Origin of the sequence: Methylomonas koyamae, from assembly GCF_001644025.1 — a bacterium.
Classification (GTDB): Bacteria; Pseudomonadota; Gammaproteobacteria; order Methylococcales; family Methylomonadaceae; genus Methylomonas; species Methylomonas koyamae_A.
The window spans coordinates 15,629-30,823 of the sequence record NZ_LUUK01000234.1; the positions used below are offsets into that span (position 1 = coordinate 15,629).

Sequence of the window (15,195 nt, forward strand, 5' to 3'; positions counted from 1 at the left end):
GCATTAATCCGGCAGAGGTTTACCTTCGCGATCCGCATCGATAAACGCCAACGCGCGTTGCGGCATGCCGGCGGTGCTGGTCTCCTGCTGCAACGCGGCGCGGCTGTCCTCGTGCACCGCCGCCATGAATTGCAACAAAGCCATCTCCATCCGTAATTTTTCCTCCGGTTCGTCACTGTCCCACATCCTGTTCAGCAACTGCTTGGCGTGGTGATGTATCGTAAATGCCACGGCCTCCGGCAAATGCGCGTAACTGGCGCGTAGCGAGTTTTTCAATTTGTCCAACGATTCCAGATATTGCCGGTAGTCCTTTAAATCCTGCTGGCATTGAACCTTGACCATCGCCAGTTCGTTGGCGTTGCGCGCTTTGTTCACTGCCAACTCGTGGGCCAATTGCTGAGCCTGTTTGCGCAGCTGGGCGGCTAGCGCCTGCTCCGCGACGGCTTGATTTCGGCGCAATTCGGCGGCCAAGTCTTGGCGCGCCAAACGCCAATCAAGCTGATCGTCGCTAGCCCGCCGCCAAAATGAAAGCGCCGCGCTCAGCCAGCGCCCGATCGCCGCCATCAGACTTGCTCGCGGACCGCAAGGATGCCCGCGACGTCGCCGCTGCGTAGACAATGTTTCAATTCGCGCCTAAGCGTTTTGAAACGCTTGGCCGGCAACAGAGCCTTGCCCGCCAACAATTCCGACTCGACAGCCGCCGACAACTCCCGCAACTGCTTGCGATCGTCGGCCGCCAGGATGCGCCGGCGCCGCATGGCCGCCCGATATTGCAACTGCTTGAACTCCAAAGCCCGGCGAGTCGCGGCTGCGCGCCTGGCCAGTTCCAGCGCGGCGACGCGCCGCAAAGCCGCCGCGGTTTCGCTGCAAAAAGCCCGCAGATCGCGACTGACCTCTGTAATCAAACCGAATAGCCCTAGGCCACCCCATAAGCCCAAGGCCACCAATAAAATTTTGGCGCCTATCAGATAAAGCAAGCCGGTTAGCAAAGCCAAGCCCGCTTGCATCGCCAAAAAACCGGCCAACAACGATAGCATTGCCAAGCCACAGAGCAACAACGCCGCCCACACCAAACGTCCGGACATCGTTACGGACGCTCGATAAACTCCAGGGCGTTGCCGTCCCGGTCCCGGCAAAACAAGGCTTTACGCCCAGAGATACTCAATGTGAATTCTATACCGCCCCGCTCTAAACTTTCCCTGAGGGCATCGATGGAATCGACATGCATCGCCACATGCCGATCTCGGCCGCCATGCGCCGCACGTCCGCTGATGGGATCGGGATTGGGCAGCTCCAGTAGATGAATTTGTTGGGCACCGATCTGCAGCCATGCACCCGGAAACGGCAAGTCCGGTCGCTCGGTCTGCGGCATACCCAAAACGTCGCGGTAAAACCGCAAGGACTGTTCGGTATCGGACACCAATAGACTGGCATGATGTAACGTAAAATTGTGTGCGGTCATGGCGCTGCCCCGGATTGAAAATCCCATCGATTATACCGTCGATGCCGGCAGCCAAGCTAAACTGTCGGCCGTGGCGCCGGACGGGCGGTATTCGGCGCCGAGCCAACCGCGATAGGCCGATCCGGCGATCGCGCCGAACATGGCGGAAAAATCGATAGCTCCGCTCCCCGGCTCGGCGCGCCCCGGCACGTCGGCAAACTGAATGTGGCCGATACGCTCGGCATGTTCCGCGATAAACGCCGCGCAATCCTCGCCCATCCGGGTCATGTGATAAATGTCGTACTGCATTTTTAAATGCGAATGGCCGATTTGATCGAGGATGTCCAACATTTGCCGACCGCTATCGACCAAAAAGCCCGGCATGTCGAAGGTGTTGATCACCTCGAACACTGTCTCGACGCCCAATTCGGCAAACTGGTCGGCCGCGAATCGCAAATTATCCAGCAAGGTTTGCCAATACGCCGGACGACACGCGGCCGTCAAGCATCGGCCCGGCAACACGTTGACGAACGCCGGTCGCAACACTTGGGCGTAACGGTAGGCTTGCGCCACCGCTCGCCGAAACTCGGCGACGCGCTCCGGTACAGCCGCGAGGCCTTCGCCGCCCTGCAACAAAGTGGCCGCGTCGACATTGAACAGCACCAGGCGCAAATCATGATACTGCAATTGGTCGGCGATCGCTTCGGCCGGCAAATCGTAGGGAAACTGGATTTCGACCGCGTCGAAACCGGCGCGGCGCGCGGCCTGGAACCGTTCGAGCAGTGGGTATTCGTCGAACAACAAACTGAGATTGGCCGAAAAACGCAACATCGCCAATCAAGTCTCGCGGTAAAGTTTGATCAAGGTCGCCGGATCTTGATTCAGAAAGCCGCGACCGGCGTGGAGCCGCAGCAGTTGCGCGGCCAGACCGGACATCGGCACCGCAGAACCCGCTTGGCCGGCAATATCCGCCGCCATCGTCAGGTCTTTCAATAGCGTGCCTACCCGCCATTTCACCGGCTCGAAACGATTCTCCGCCATTTCCGGACCGACAATTTGCAGCGGTTTGGAATCGGCGAAGCCGCCGGCCAGCGCTTGCGGAATCCGCTCGGCGTCGACCCCGGCCGCCCGAGCCAGCGCCATCATTTCGGCGATGACCAGCACGTTGCAACTGACGATCATCTGATTACAGATTTTGGTAATCTGACCGCTGCCGACCGGCCCCATGTGGGTTAAGCGACTGTAAAGTGGTCGCAACACCTGCCGGGCGACATCGATATCGTCCGCTTCGCCGCCCGCCATGATCGCCAGACTGCCCTCCTCGGCACCGACCGTACCGCCGGACACCGGCGCATCCACCCAACGCATGCCGCAACCGGCCTTGACCGCGGCGGCCAAGCGCCGGGTAACATCCGGATGAATGCTGGACAGGTCGATCAACAATTTCTGGGCGTTGCCGGCGGCGATGACGCCTTGGGCCACGACGCTTTCCACGGCGGCACTATCGGCCAGACACAGCAAGATCACATCGGAATTGGCGACCAACTCAGCAACGCTGGCACACACGGCCGCACCGGCGGCGGCAACGTCGCTCAGCTTTTCCGGGCTGCGATTCCAGACGCGCACGGTAAACCCCGCATCCAGCAAGCGCAAGGTCATCGGCCTACCCATCAAGCCGATGCCGACAAATCCCAATGTATAGCGCATCGCGGCCCTCTTCTACCTTATTCGAACAATGCCGGACTCAGATCGATCGGTTGGCTATCGTCCAGGCCGGCCATCAGATGACCGTGGACCAACTGAAACGCCTGATCGAAATCGGCATTCACGAAGCGTTGCGCCAAATGCCCGCATAACGCATACAAGGCCGAGTAGTCCACGGTTTCACCGGAGACGCACTGGTGGACTTTATCGGATAAGGCTCGTACCAACGACAATACCGAGCCGTCCTGGCGCCAATTGACCGACACCGTGACCACCTCGTCACCCCGGCAGGCAATCGCCGCCAAGGCATTGAACGCCAAATCGACCAAACCCGCCAGTATTTTCAGCAAGTCACCGCCAGCGACCGCTTTGAAGGTGTGGCTGGCACAATCCAACAACAGCGCCTGGCGCATGACGATATCCATGTCTGACAGATGCGCTAAATCGCCGTCATCGGGTTGGGAAATGCCGAATTGACGATGAAATTCCTTAACCAATTGTAAATGCTTGTTCATAGTTACCCGCTGTTAATGAAATTTAGAATGCGCGTGGATTGAGCCGGCCGGATTCGTTCCGCGTTACTGAATACGCTGTCGGGACTGGATCAACGAAATCGAGACTATGACGATCAGCGCCAGCAGCGACGCTTCCAGGGTAAGAAACGCGGCAATCTTAAAATAGGCGAAACGTGGGTCAACAAACCTGACCAGCCAACCGGCCGCTTCGTCGGCCAAAGCCGCCGCGTAAATGATGCCGCTTAACCACACTTTCAACAAAGTCGGTAACGAGGTCATCAGCATCAGATGCGTTAAGGTCAGCACCAGCATGCCCATCGCAAAAAGATGAAAGTGGGTGACTTCGAGCAGACTTTGATAGCTTCTGGGCTGGGTGAAGGCTTCTTCCGAACCCAGATAGAAAGTAACGACGGAGTCGGTGGTCAAACTCATCTTATGAAAATACATCAAGCCGTTACTGACCCACAACAGCGCCACGTAGGCCAAAAACATCAGGATCAAGGAATTGATCAACAATTGGCGGTTTTGTTCGCCGGTCACAAAAAATCGCATTAGGGTTTTGCTGGTTTCAACAGGACTTCGAAGATGGCGACCAGTTTTCTGGCGCTATTTAACGCCGCCCGCGAGCTCAAGGTGGCGCCGGCCACGGCCTGAACTTCTTTGTCGAAGCTCAAATCTTCCAGGCTGCGGTTAGTCAATAGCGCGAACCAACGTTCAGGCGGCTGGTATTCGGTCGGCTCATGGAAGGCCAGAGTATACACGTTGCGTAAGCGGCCATCGGGGTTCAAGACCAGTAACAGAGTTTCCGGCTGCGTTCTTACGGTGTGGGACTCAATCAATGCGTACCCGACAATCTGGCCCTGTTTTTTACCGACATGCAGACTAATCAGATTGGAATCGAGCTTAACTTTAGCCAGTCGTTCGATTTCCGTAACCTGCTCCGGCGTCGGAAACAGCGAGAGCACTTCGACACCGACGTCCTCCGCAAAGGCCAGCTTCAGCGCTTCCGCCTTGCTGTAATACACCGTCGCCAGCGCCGAACTTGCGGCGGTCAACAGGGCAATCAACGCTATTGATGATCTGATCAGGCTAAAAATATTCACTACGGTTCCTGCAAATAAAGGGTGGCTATGATAGAGACAGCTAACCGATTTGCCAAACCTTTCCCGATACCATTTCCAACCTTATCGTCCACCAGCGGTCAGCCTACTCCATCTTTTTTGCCTCATTTCCCGCTCGGACAAACCAGTGTAGCTCGTAAATTACCACAGGGGGCCTAGTAATATTCCTTGCAAATGAGAATGCTTGGCATTTATTATTTGAAAACTCACCTTATTGCTCAACATCCTATCAAGGGGTTATCCGATGATCATTTGCAAACAATTCAAACCGTCCGCATGCCTCGCTGGGGCAATCAGCTTGGCGCTCGGTTCCGCCGATGCCGCTCCGCCAATACCGAACACGATGGAGGAGATGTGGAAAATCGTTCAGCAACAGCAAAAGGAAATCGAGGCGCTGAAGGCCAAAACCGCCCAAAACGAGGCCTTGCAGCAGGAAGTCAACACATTGAAGGAACAACAAAAAACCACCCTAGTGGCAGTGCAATCCGCACCGGCGGTTAACGGAAAGACCGAACCCCGCAGCGAACTCGAACGCAAAACCGATGTGCTGGCAACCGAAGTCGAACGCCTGAAAACCCAATTGTTCATCCCTGAGTCTCGCGAATACAAGAGCCAGTACGGCCTGGGTCCGGCCGCATCCAACGTCTACCGGGTCAATCGCGGTATTTCAATCGGCGGTTACGGCGAAGCGATGTACACCAATTACGCCGATCCGCGCGGCGACAGCGCCACCAACAAAGACACCGCCGACCTGGAGCGCGCCGTCATTTACCTGGGCTACAAATTCAACGATTGGATCGTTCTGAACAACGAATTCGAATTCGAACACGCCTCGACCGGCGAGGGCGCCGAGGAAAAAGGCGAAATTTCCGTCGAGTTCTCGCAACTCGATTTCCTGCTCAATCCCAAATACAACGTCCGTGCCGGATTGATGTTGATGCCGATGGGCTTTATCAACGAAATGCACGAACCGACCACCTACCATGGCAATCACCGCCCGGACGTCGAGCGCTACATCATCCCGTCCACTTGGCGAGAAATGGGCGCCGGCCTGTTCGGCGAGATCTTGCCGGGCCTGGAATATCGGGCCTACGCCGTCAACGGCCTGAATGCCGCGAATTTCTCCAATATCGGTATCAAGGAAGGTAGAGGCGGCGGCAGCAACGCCCAGGCCGAGGATTTTGCCTTCACCGCCCGCCTGGACTATTCGCCGAATTTTGTGCCGGGCTTGATGGTGGGTGCATCGACGTTTCAAGGCAACAGCAGTCAAAAGAATTTGGTCGACTTCGACGGCAAGGGCGTGGATTTTTACACCCAACTCTACGAAGGCCATCTGCAATACAAATACCGCGGCCTGGAACTGCGCGCCTTGGGGGCGTGGAGCCGTATCGAGAACACCGAATTCTTGAATCCGATTATCGCTGGCGACGGCCCAATCGGTAAGGAAAGCTTCGGCTGGTATGTGGAAGCCGCTCACGACATCATGCCCTTCGTCTGGAAGGAAAGCAGCCAATACCTCGCACCATTCGTCCGGGTCGAGCGTTACGACACCGTCGCCGCCGTCGCTAGCGGTTTCGAGAAAGGCAGCGGCCTCGATCGTTGGATTTATCAAGCCGGCCTCAGCTACAAACCGATAGACAATATCGTCATCAAGGCCGACTACCGCAACATCCGCGATCGAAAACTGGTCCCGGCCGGCGTACCGTTCGGGGACGAGTTCAATCTAGGCTTCGGCTTTATCTATTAATAATAACCACAGCGACGAGGCGGCGACCTGAGCAACATCCGCCCCGCCTCGGGTGCACTCGCCTCGCGCGAAACGGTCCCCACGAGATACGATCATGAAATTATTTTCGCTGCTTACTACCCTCGCCGCCGCTTGCTTCGCCGCGACTGCCGGGGCCGACGTTCCGGTTCTGCCTGGTGCCGGCAATCTCAGTACCAAGGCGCAACTGGGCCAACAGTTATTTTTCGACACCAATCTATCCGAACCGGCCGGCCAGGCCTGCGCTACCTGCCACGATCCGGCGTTCGCCTTTACCGACCCGGACAAAAACTCGCCGACATCGCAAGGCGTACTGAGCAATTTGCAGGGCAACCGGAACACGCCGACCGCGATGTATTCCGGTTACGCCCCGGCGTTTTATTACGACCGCGCCTCGGGTCTTTACCTCGGCGGCCAATTCCTGGACGGCCGAGCCGCGACGCTGGAAGACCAAGCCAAGGGGCCGTTTTTAAACCCCGTGGAAATGGCCAACCCCGATAGCGCTACGGTCGTGTCCAAGGTCCGCTCCGCCGCGTATGCCGCGATGTTCGACACCGTTTACGGCAACGGTGCGCTGGACGACGTCGACCTCGCCTACGACAGGATCGCCGACGCGATTGCCGAGTTCGAGCGCAGTCCGGTATTCAACCGCTTTACGTCCAAGTACGACTTTTACTTATTCGGCAAAGCCAAATTCACTGCTCAGGAAAAACGCGGCTTGCAACTCTTTGAAGCCGGCAACAAAGGCAATTGCGCGGCCTGCCACCCCAATCGCCCACTGGCCGACGGCACTCCGCCGCTATTCACCGACCACAGTTACGATAACCTCGGCGTGCCGAAGAACCCGGCGAACTTGTTTTATACCTTGGGCGCGGAATTGAACCCGGAAGGCGCGACCTTCATCGACGAGGGCCTGGGCGGCCGCCTGCACCTCAACGCCGAACTCGGCAAAATCAAAGTGCCGACCCTGCGCAATGTCGCGGTCACCGGACCCTATATGCACAACGGCTATTTCAAAACCCTGCGAGGCGCGGTTGAGTTGTACAGCAACCGCGACATCAAAAAACGTTGCGGGAATACGTTAACGCTGGAAGCGACCGCTTTGTCGAAAAAGTGTTGGCCGGCTCCCGAGGAAAATACCAACGTCAACCATGCCGAGCTCGGCGCATTGAACCTGAAGAAAAAGGAAGTCGACGATTTGGTGGCGTTTTTGAAGACTTTGACCGACGGCTACAAATCCGAATCGCCGTGGCCGTACAAGGCGCCTAAATAACGACCGGCAACCGGACCAGGTATCGGCTAGGCTACCAATCCCAGCGGTTTACAGCGTTTCACGCCCGCCCGCCGCTTCGATCAGTGCCAGCTTCCGCCGCTTGGACAGCTTCTTGATCTCGGCCTCCCGCCGAGACGCCGAGGCGCGGTCGTGTCCGGCTTCGCGATAGGCAACCGCGAGCGGAATTCGACTCCGAAAAAACTTAGCGCCGCGCCCGCTCCGATGTTCGTCGAAGCGGCGCGCCACGTCGGTGCTGATTCCGGTATACAAACTGCCGTCCTGGCACAACACAATGTAAACCGACCAAGCGACGGACACGACTTCCGCATCGGGGGCCGTATGCCGGCCATCGTCGCCGGCCACCAAGCCCACCGCATCCGATAGCCCGACGGCATTCATCGGCGCTTGAGTTCGTCGATGCCTTGGTTGGCCAAGCGGTCCGCCCGCTCGTTGCCGTCGTTGCCGGAGTGGCCCTTCACCCATACCCAATCGATGCGATGGCGTTGGATCGCCGCGTCGAGCCTCCGCCACAAATCCTCGTTTTTGACCGCTTGATTGGCCGAGGTTTTCCAGGACCGCTTCTTCCAATTGACCATCCATTCGGTAATACCCTGCAACACGTATTTGGAATCGGTATGCAAACGCACGTTGCAAGCGTGCGTCAACGCTTCCAGGGCCTGAATCGCCGCCATCAACTCCATCCGGTTATTGGTGGTTTCCGGGTCGCCGCCGTGCAGCAGTTTCTGCTTGCCTTTGTAGTGGAGACAAACCCCCCAACCGCCCGGACCGGGATTGCCGCGACAAGCGCCGTCGGTATAGATTTCAACTAACTCGCTCATGATTTAATTTGTTTTAGTAATTCGGTAATCGATTTTCGACGCCCACTCCGGCGGTCGCCAAACCGGCTTTGCGCTTAAATTCCGCCGCCAACGGAATCAGCGAATACTGACGCTTCACAACCTTGACACCGTAAGCCATCGTCAGCAACGAAGGATAACCGGTCCGAAATTGGCCGTGGGTGATCGTAAAACGGTCTAAGCCAAATTCCACGGTGTTCAAAACTTCGAAATTCAGCAGTTTCAGCCAGTCCAACAGCCGGGCGCGGCTGATGAAATGCGCGCGCCAGGAATCGGCCAGTTTGCGGTCCCAAACGAATTGAAAGCGCACCGACGGGCTGAACGGATTGAAATTCAGCATTACCAACTCACCGCCCGGTTTTAGCACTCTATTCACTTCCCGCAGGGTTCGAAAACGCTGGGCATCGAATTCCAGCAAATGAGGCAATATCACCAAGTCCATCGACTCTGTCTGTATCGGCAAGCTGTAGGCCTTGGCGGTTACCTTTAACGCCTCGGCGCTACCAAGACGCTTGGCATCCAGAATTAAATAATTTTGGTAGAGCGAGCAATCCACGAAGTCCCGTTCCCAACCCAATCCGCCGATCTGCAATTGCGTCTGCTTACAACTGACCGTGATCGAGCGTTTCAAATAACTCGCCTCCATGCTTTGCAACAGCTTGCCCCTAGGCGTCTGATACAGTGCGAACAAAAAGTCTCTCTTCATTTACCCCAACCGTTTTAGAGCATGTTTTTTTGGCTAATCGGGAAAGCCATGCTAGCATCTAATTTTTTTATTTTAGCGAGTACAGACAATGCCCTGCTCATTTTCGAAAAAAACAGCCTGTCATCTGTCTTTGATTCTGCCGATACTGCTGTTGTCCGGCTGTAGCCAGTCCACCAAAAAAGACCATTTGGGCCAGGCCGTCGGCAGTAAGTTCTCGATATTTACCCGCAACGGCCAAGCCAACCGTAACGAAAAATCACCGAGCGAAACCAAGGAGTTTTCGACTATCTGGGACCGGATGCTGTCATTGTACGCGTTACCGGAGATCGATAACGCCCGAATCGATCGCGAAGTCAATTGGTATCTGAGAAATCCGGAATACCTGACACGGGTACAGCAACGCGCCGAGCCTTATCTGTACTTCATCCTGAACGAACTCGAAGCCAAAAACATTCCCGGCGAGCTGGCGCTGTTACCGGCCGTCGAAAGCGCATTCCGACCCGACGCCATGTCGCCAGCCCAAGCCTCGGGCCTGTGGCAATTCATTCCGCCCACCGGCAAACTCTACGGCCTGAAACAAAACAGCTGGTTCGACGGCCGCCGCGACGTCATAGAATCCACCCAAGCTGCCGCGACCTTCTTGAAGGAACTCAGCGAGTGGTTCAACAACGATTGGCTATTGGCACTGGCCTCGTATAACGCCGGCAAAGGCAATATCAAAAACGCGATAGATCGCAATCTCGATCGAGGCCAACCCACCGACTTCTGGTCGCTGGACCTGAACAACGAAACCTCCGCCTACGTGCCCCGGCTTCTGGCCATCGCCAAGATCTTCGCCAACCCCGAGAAATACAACGTCAGTTTGCAGCAATTCCCCAACGAACCCTACTTCGAACTGGTCGATATCAAATCGCAACTGGATTTGGGCAAGGCCGCCGAACTGGCGCAATTGCCGATGGACCATTTCTTCAAGCTGAATCCGGGGTTCAACCGCTGGAGCACCGATCCGGAAGGTCCGCACCGTTTACTGATTCCGGTCGACAAAGCCCCGGCCTTCAAGGAAAAGCTGGCGGAATTGCCCCACGAAGAGCGCATCAAATGGATGCACCATACCGTGGGCCACCGCGAAAGCTTGAAAGTCATCGCCAAGAAACACAACACGTCGGTGGACGAGATCATGCAAGTCAATCACCTGGACGGCGAAACGGTCGCCGACGGCAAGGTATTGCTGATACCGACCTCTTACAAAGCCTTGCGCGACGAACCGACCGGCAACCTAGCCGCCACGCAACCTTCGGCGCCAACCCAAGCCGCGCCGAGCAAGCAAATCTACACGGTCAAGAAAGGCGATACGCTGTGGAGCGTCGCGCAACATTTAGGCGTGGACAGAGACGACATCGTCAATTGGAACAAACTGCCGAAAAAAGCGGTTCTGAAGCCTGGTCAAAAAATCACCGTCAAAAAAGGCGGCGATATTACTGTCGCTTCGGCGGCACCGGCATTCAAGCAAATCAGCTACACGGTTAAATCGGGCGACACCCTGGCGCAAATTTCCAAGAAATTTAACGTCGCCGTCACCGAGCTGCGCAAGTGGAACAATGTCCCTAAAAACAAGGCCGATATAAAACCCGGCACCAAGCTCAAGGTCATCGTAGAAACCGCCCATCCTTCGACCTAAGCCTAAGGCACCGCGAGCGCTGTTTAGAGCCGGTCCCACAGCTCTGTTTGCTGCCGGGCGGGCAACTCCGTCCGGCGTCACCCCGTTGGCTAGGCCTCAGGCCAGTCTGATCCCATCCGACTCCAGCACTATTCGGCGTTGCTTGTACAAGCCGCCGATAGCCTGCTTGAACACCTTCTTACTGACGCCAAAGGTGTCGTAAATCAATTGCGGGTCGCTTTTGTCGGTCAACGCGATATAACCGCCGCGCTCCGCCAAGATATCCAAGATTTTTTGCGAGGTGCTATCGACTTTCTCGCCGTATTTAGCTTGCGTTAAAATCAGATCCAACCGTCGATCCGGCCGTATCTTTTTGATGAAGCCGGCCAGCTTCTGGCCTTTTTTCAACGGCTGGAACACCTCGCTTTTATATAAAACACCCCAGTATTTGTGATCGACAACGGCCTTAAAACCCAGTTCGGTATGCTCGGCGATGATCAACTCCACCGCCTGGCCGTCCTGATAATAAAACGCCTCATCTTGGATAAAATCGTCCAGACGCATCGACGCCGCAATCCGATTATCTTCATCCAGAAACAGCCGCACCAGGCAGAAACGCCCTTCGATCACCTTACCTTTTTGCTCGCTGAACGGTAACAGCAAATCCTTGGGCAAACCCCAATCCAAAAACGCGCCGGCGTGACTCAGCGATACCACTTTCAGCCAAGCGACTTCGCCGGCTTGCGCCTTAGGCGTTTGCGAGGTGGCAACGACTTGATTCTTGCCGTCTATATAGACGAAAACCGTTAGGCGATCGCCGACCGGCTTACCAGCCGCCCCGCCGGAGTCGGCCAACGCGATTTCGCCCCATTCGCCGCCATCGAGATAGCATTGATCATCGCGATGGCTGACGATGCTTAAAGTATTGAGTTTGCCGAGTTCTATCATGATTTCAGTCCTGTTGGGCGCGGTTATACGTCAGCCAAATTGCCTTTGTCTTCCAGCCAACTCTTACGGTCGCTGGCACGTTTTTTGGCTAACAGCAAATCCATCTGCTCGCGGGTATTGTCGTTTTCCGCGACGGTCAATTGTACTAGTCGGCGAGTGTCCGGATTCATCGTGGTTTCCCGCAATTGGGACGGGTTCATTTCGCCCAAGCCCTTGAAGCGCTGAATATTGACCTTGCCGGTCAATTTTTCGGCTTCGATGCGCGCCAATACCCCCAGGCGTTCGGATTCGTCCAATGCATAAAACACCTTTTTACCAACGTCGATCCGGTAAAGCGGCGGCATCGCCACGAATACGTGACCGGCATCGACCAAGGCCCTAAAATGCTGATAAAACAGCGCGCAGATCAAGGTCGCGATGTGGTTGCCGTCGGAATCGGCGTCCGCCAATATACAGACCTTGCCGTAGCGCAGGTTTTGCAAATCGTTACTGTCCGGCTCTATACCCAAGGCGACGGCGATATCGTGGACTTCTTGAGAAGCCATCACTTCGCCGGAATCGACCTCCCAAGTATTTAGAATCTTGCCGCGCAACGGCATGATGGCCTGAAACTCGCGGTCGCGAGCTTGTTTGGCCGAGCCGCCGGCCGAATCGCCCTCGACCAGAAACAGTTCGGTTCGACTGAGATCCTGCCCCGAACAATCGGCCAATTTACCGGGCAAGGCCGGACCGCTGGTGATTTTCTTGCGGACGATCTTCTTGCCGGCTCGCAAGCGCTTCTGGGCGCTGGCGAGAATGATCTCGGCGATTTTCTCGCCTTCCTGGGGATGCTGGTTTAGCCACAAGCTGAAAGTATCCTTGGCGACGCCGGAAACGAAGGTCACGCACTCGCGCGAGCTCAAGCGTTCCTTGGTCTGGCCGGAAAACTGCGGGTCTTCGAGTTTTACCGACAACACAAAATGACAATTTTCCCAGACGTCTTCAGGCGCGACTTTGACGCTGCGCGGCAGCAAATTACGAAAATCCAGAAACTCACGGATCGCCTCGGTCAGACCGGCGCGTAATCCGTTGACGTGGGTACCGCCTTGCGCGGTCGGCACCAGATTGACATAACTCTCGGCAACGGCTTCCGGCAGGCTGTCGGGCGTCCAGACGATACCCCATTCCACCGCTTCGGTGCTGGCGGCCATCTTAGCCATGAACGGCGGTTGCGGAAAGATCTCGGCGTCGCCGACCCTGTCCAACAAATACTCTTGCAAACCGTTCTGGTAACACCATTCGATGCGTTCATCGCTGAGCTCGGACACCAACACGATTTTCAGCCCCGGACACAGCACCGCCTTCGCCCGCAATACGTGCTTTAACTTGCTGACCGAGACTCGGTTGGAATCGAAATATTTGCCGTCCGGCCAAAAGTGTACGCTGGTGCCGGTATTGTTCTTGCCGACCGTACCGGTCTGCTGCAGTTCGCCGACCTTGTCGCCGCCGGCGAATTCCATTTGATAGATACCGCCGCCGCGCTTGATCTCGACCAACAATTTCTCGGACAGCGCGTTGACCACCGAAACACCGACCCCGTGCAAGCCGCCGGAGAACTGGTAATTCTTATTGGAAAACTTACCGCCGGCATGTAACTGAGTCAGGATCACCTCCACGCCCGGCATGCCTTGCTCTGGGTGAATATCGACCGGCATGCCGCGACCGTTGTCGATCACCTTAACCGAACCGTCTTTGTATAGGGATACTTCGATACTGTCGGCGTGTCCGGCTAGAGCCTCGTCGACGCTGTTATCGACCACCTCCTGCACCAGATGGTTGGGCCGGGTGGTATCGGTGTACATGCCGGGGCGCTTGCGCACCGGGTCCAAGCCGCTCAGCACCTCAATCGCGGCGGCGTTATATTCTTGGGTCATCGTTACTCATCAAATGGCGGTTAATTCATACTATAATGCTCGGTCATTTTTTCGAGCACATCAGCGCATTATATGTCGAGACGCAAAAGCGCATCCCAATTTGAGGAAGCGATGGAAGAACTGGAGAAATTGGTCGAGCAAATGGAGCGCGGCGACATCTCTTTGGAAGAATCGTTAAAGTCGTTCGAGCGCGGCATCAAGCTCACCCGCACCTGCCAGCAAGCCTTGCAGGACGCCGAGCAAAAAGTGCACATCCTATTAGAAAAAAACGGCCAACAAACCCTGGAGCCATTCACCGATGAGTAAACTGAAAGACTACCTGACCGCCTGTCAAAATCGCGTGGAACGCGCTCTGGACGTTCGACTACCGGGCGAAAATATTCTGCCGCAAACTTTGCATCAAGCCATGCGTTATTCCGTGTTGGATGGCGGCAAACGGACCCGCCCGCTATTAACTTACGCAACCGGTCAAGCATTGGGCATTGCCGAGGACGCTTTGGACGCCCAAGCTTGCGCGGTCGAGTTCATCCACGTTTATTCGCTAATTCACGACGACCTGCCGGCCATGGACGACGACGACCTGCGCCGCGGCAAACCGACCTGCCATAAAGCCTTCGACGAAGCCACCGCGATTTTGGCCGGCGACGCCTTGCAGGCGCTGGCCTTCGACGTGTTGGCCAACGACGCCGCCATCAAGGTCGGCGCGGAAGCCCGAGTCAAGATGATCGCGGCGTTGACTCGCGCCAGCGGTTCGCAAGGCATGGTGGGCGGCCAAGCCATTGATTTGGGATCGGTAGGCCGTAAACTGACGTTACCCGAGCTGGAGAACATGCACATCCATAAAACCGGGGCGCTGATTCGCGCGAGCGTCAATCTGGCCGCGCTCTCCAAACCGGATTTAGCGACCGATGCCGCCAAGAAACTGGATCATTACGCTAAATGCATCGGTCTGTCGTTTCAGGTCAAGGACGACATACTCGACATCGAGGCCGACACCGCCACCTTGGGCAAAACCCAAGGTAAGGATGTGAACAATGATAAACCGACCTACCCCGCGTTGCTGGGCATGGCCGGCGCCAAACAAAAAGCCCAAGAGCTGCACGAGCAAGCCGTCGAAAGTTTGGCCGGTTTCGGTGACGAAGCCGATCTGCTGCGCGAGCTGTCTTTATACATTATCGAGCGCACCCATTAATCGAACCGCAACACGACCGCCATCGGTAATCCGAAGAAACCCAATCACGACATGACGCTTTCCGGAACATTCCCGTTACTGAACACCATCGCCAGCCCGACCG

Annotated in this window: 18 protein-coding genes; 5 read left to right on the forward strand and 13 right to left on the reverse strand. The window is 56.2% G+C overall.

All coding sequences use genetic code 11. From position 1 onward, the window contains the following. Nucleotides 1–3: 3 nt before the first annotated feature. The 8 genes from A1355_RS24070 to A1355_RS24105 all read right to left on the reverse strand — a co-directional run bounded on the left by A1355_RS24070 (nt 4) and on the right by A1355_RS24105 (nt 4,763). Nucleotides 4–564 carry a hypothetical protein gene (locus A1355_RS24070; protein WP_064031821.1) on the reverse strand — a complete coding sequence of 187 codons (561 nt, stop codon included), beginning with the start codon at nt 562–564 and terminating at the stop codon, nt 4–6. Continuing rightward, nucleotides 564–1,085 carry a hypothetical protein gene (locus A1355_RS24075; RefSeq protein ID WP_064031822.1) on the reverse strand — a complete coding sequence of 174 codons (522 nt, stop codon included), beginning with the start codon at nt 1,083–1,085 and terminating at the stop codon, nt 564–566. Before A1355_RS24075 ends, A1355_RS24070 begins: the two co-directional genes overlap by 1 nt. 2 nt (nt 1,086–1,087) lie before the next feature. Further along, the gene (locus A1355_RS24080) at nt 1,088–1,462 is read right to left on the reverse strand and encodes a VOC family protein (RefSeq protein ID WP_064031823.1); all 375 of its coding nucleotides are present in this window, start codon (nt 1,460–1,462) and stop codon (nt 1,088–1,090) included. 30 nt (nt 1,463–1,492) lie between these two features. Continuing rightward, nucleotides 1,493–2,272, reverse strand: coding sequence for a hydroxypyruvate isomerase family protein (locus A1355_RS24085; RefSeq protein ID WP_064031824.1), 780 nt, complete (start codon nt 2,270–2,272; stop codon nt 1,493–1,495). Nucleotides 2,273–2,278: 6 nt separating this feature from the next. Then, nucleotides 2,279–3,148 carry an NAD(P)-dependent oxidoreductase gene (locus A1355_RS24090; protein WP_064031825.1) on the reverse strand — a complete coding sequence of 290 codons (870 nt, stop codon included), beginning with the start codon at nt 3,146–3,148 and terminating at the stop codon, nt 2,279–2,281. Nucleotides 3,149–3,165: 17 nt separating this feature from the next. Beyond that, nucleotides 3,166–3,660, reverse strand: a complete 495-nt coding sequence (locus A1355_RS24095; RefSeq protein ID WP_064031826.1) for a nucleoside triphosphate pyrophosphohydrolase family protein — start codon at nt 3,658–3,660, stop codon at nt 3,166–3,168. A gap of 63 nt (nt 3,661–3,723) precedes the next feature. After that, nucleotides 3,724–4,212, reverse strand: a complete 489-nt coding sequence (locus A1355_RS24100; protein ID WP_064031827.1) for a hypothetical protein — start codon at nt 4,210–4,212, stop codon at nt 3,724–3,726. Beyond that, complete coding sequence (locus tag A1355_RS24105) at nt 4,212–4,763, reverse strand: FMN-binding protein (protein WP_197471902.1); 552 nt, start codon at nt 4,761–4,763, stop codon at nt 4,212–4,214. Before A1355_RS24105 ends, A1355_RS24100 begins: the two co-directional genes overlap by 1 nt. Nucleotides 4,764–5,025: 262 nt before the next feature. On the opposite strand from A1355_RS24105, the gene A1355_RS24110 reads away from it, so the two are divergent. Continuing rightward, nucleotides 5,026–6,528 carry a hypothetical protein gene (locus A1355_RS24110; protein ID WP_064031828.1) on the forward strand — a complete coding sequence of 501 codons (1,503 nt, stop codon included), beginning with the start codon at nt 5,026–5,028 and terminating at the stop codon, nt 6,526–6,528. Nucleotides 6,529–6,622: 94 nt separating this feature from the next. Beyond that, nucleotides 6,623–7,819 (forward strand): cytochrome-c peroxidase, encoded by a 1,197-nt coding sequence (locus A1355_RS24115; protein ID WP_064031829.1) that lies wholly within the window; start codon nt 6,623–6,625, stop codon nt 7,817–7,819. 48 nt (nt 7,820–7,867) lie between these two features. On the opposite strand, the gene A1355_RS24120 is transcribed toward A1355_RS24115, so the two are convergent. Genes A1355_RS24120 through A1355_RS24130 form a run of 3 tightly spaced genes read right to left on the reverse strand, consistent with a single transcriptional unit; the run spans nt 7,868 to nt 9,382 of the window. Next, nucleotides 7,868–8,218 carry a GIY-YIG nuclease family protein gene (locus A1355_RS24120; protein WP_082885741.1) on the reverse strand — a complete coding sequence of 117 codons (351 nt, stop codon included), beginning with the start codon at nt 8,216–8,218 and terminating at the stop codon, nt 7,868–7,870. Beyond that, complete coding sequence (gene rnhA / locus A1355_RS24125; protein WP_064031830.1) at nt 8,215–8,658, reverse strand: ribonuclease HI; 444 nt, start codon at nt 8,656–8,658, stop codon at nt 8,215–8,217. Before rnhA ends, A1355_RS24120 begins: the two co-directional genes overlap by 4 nt. A gap of 13 nt (nt 8,659–8,671) precedes the next feature. Continuing rightward, complete coding sequence (locus A1355_RS24130) at nt 8,672–9,382, reverse strand: class I SAM-dependent methyltransferase (RefSeq protein WP_064031831.1); 711 nt, start codon at nt 9,380–9,382, stop codon at nt 8,672–8,674. Between the two features lie 88 nt (nt 9,383–9,470). Between A1355_RS24130 and A1355_RS24135 the strand changes: the two genes are divergently transcribed. Next, on the forward strand, nt 9,471–11,060 hold the full coding sequence (locus tag A1355_RS24135) for a lytic transglycosylase (protein WP_064031832.1): 1,590 nt from the start codon (nt 9,471–9,473) through the stop codon (nt 11,058–11,060). Between the two features lie 96 nt (nt 11,061–11,156). On the opposite strand, the gene A1355_RS24140 is transcribed toward A1355_RS24135, so the two are convergent. Both A1355_RS24140 and parE read right to left on the reverse strand, forming a co-directional pair. Beyond that, the gene (locus tag A1355_RS24140) at nt 11,157–11,987 is read right to left on the reverse strand and encodes a S1 RNA-binding domain-containing protein (protein WP_064031833.1); all 831 of its coding nucleotides are present in this window, start codon (nt 11,985–11,987) and stop codon (nt 11,157–11,159) included. A 23-nt stretch (nt 11,988–12,010) separates the two neighbouring features. Next, nucleotides 12,011–13,900 carry a DNA topoisomerase IV subunit B gene (gene parE, locus A1355_RS24145; RefSeq protein ID WP_064031834.1) on the reverse strand — a complete coding sequence of 630 codons (1,890 nt, stop codon included), beginning with the start codon at nt 13,898–13,900 and terminating at the stop codon, nt 12,011–12,013. Between the two features lie 72 nt (nt 13,901–13,972). On the opposite strand from parE, the gene A1355_RS24150 reads away from it, so the two are divergent. Together A1355_RS24150 and ispA are read left to right on the forward strand one after the other, a co-directional pair. Further along, nucleotides 13,973–14,206, forward strand: coding sequence for an exodeoxyribonuclease VII small subunit (locus tag A1355_RS24150; protein WP_064031835.1), 234 nt, complete (start codon nt 13,973–13,975; stop codon nt 14,204–14,206). Continuing rightward, nucleotides 14,199–15,092 carry a (2E,6E)-farnesyl diphosphate synthase gene (gene ispA, locus A1355_RS24155; RefSeq protein ID WP_064031836.1) on the forward strand — a complete coding sequence of 298 codons (894 nt, stop codon included), beginning with the start codon at nt 14,199–14,201 and terminating at the stop codon, nt 15,090–15,092. The genes A1355_RS24150 and ispA overlap by 8 nt, the downstream gene beginning before the upstream one ends. Nucleotides 15,093–15,195: the final 103 nt, after the last annotated feature.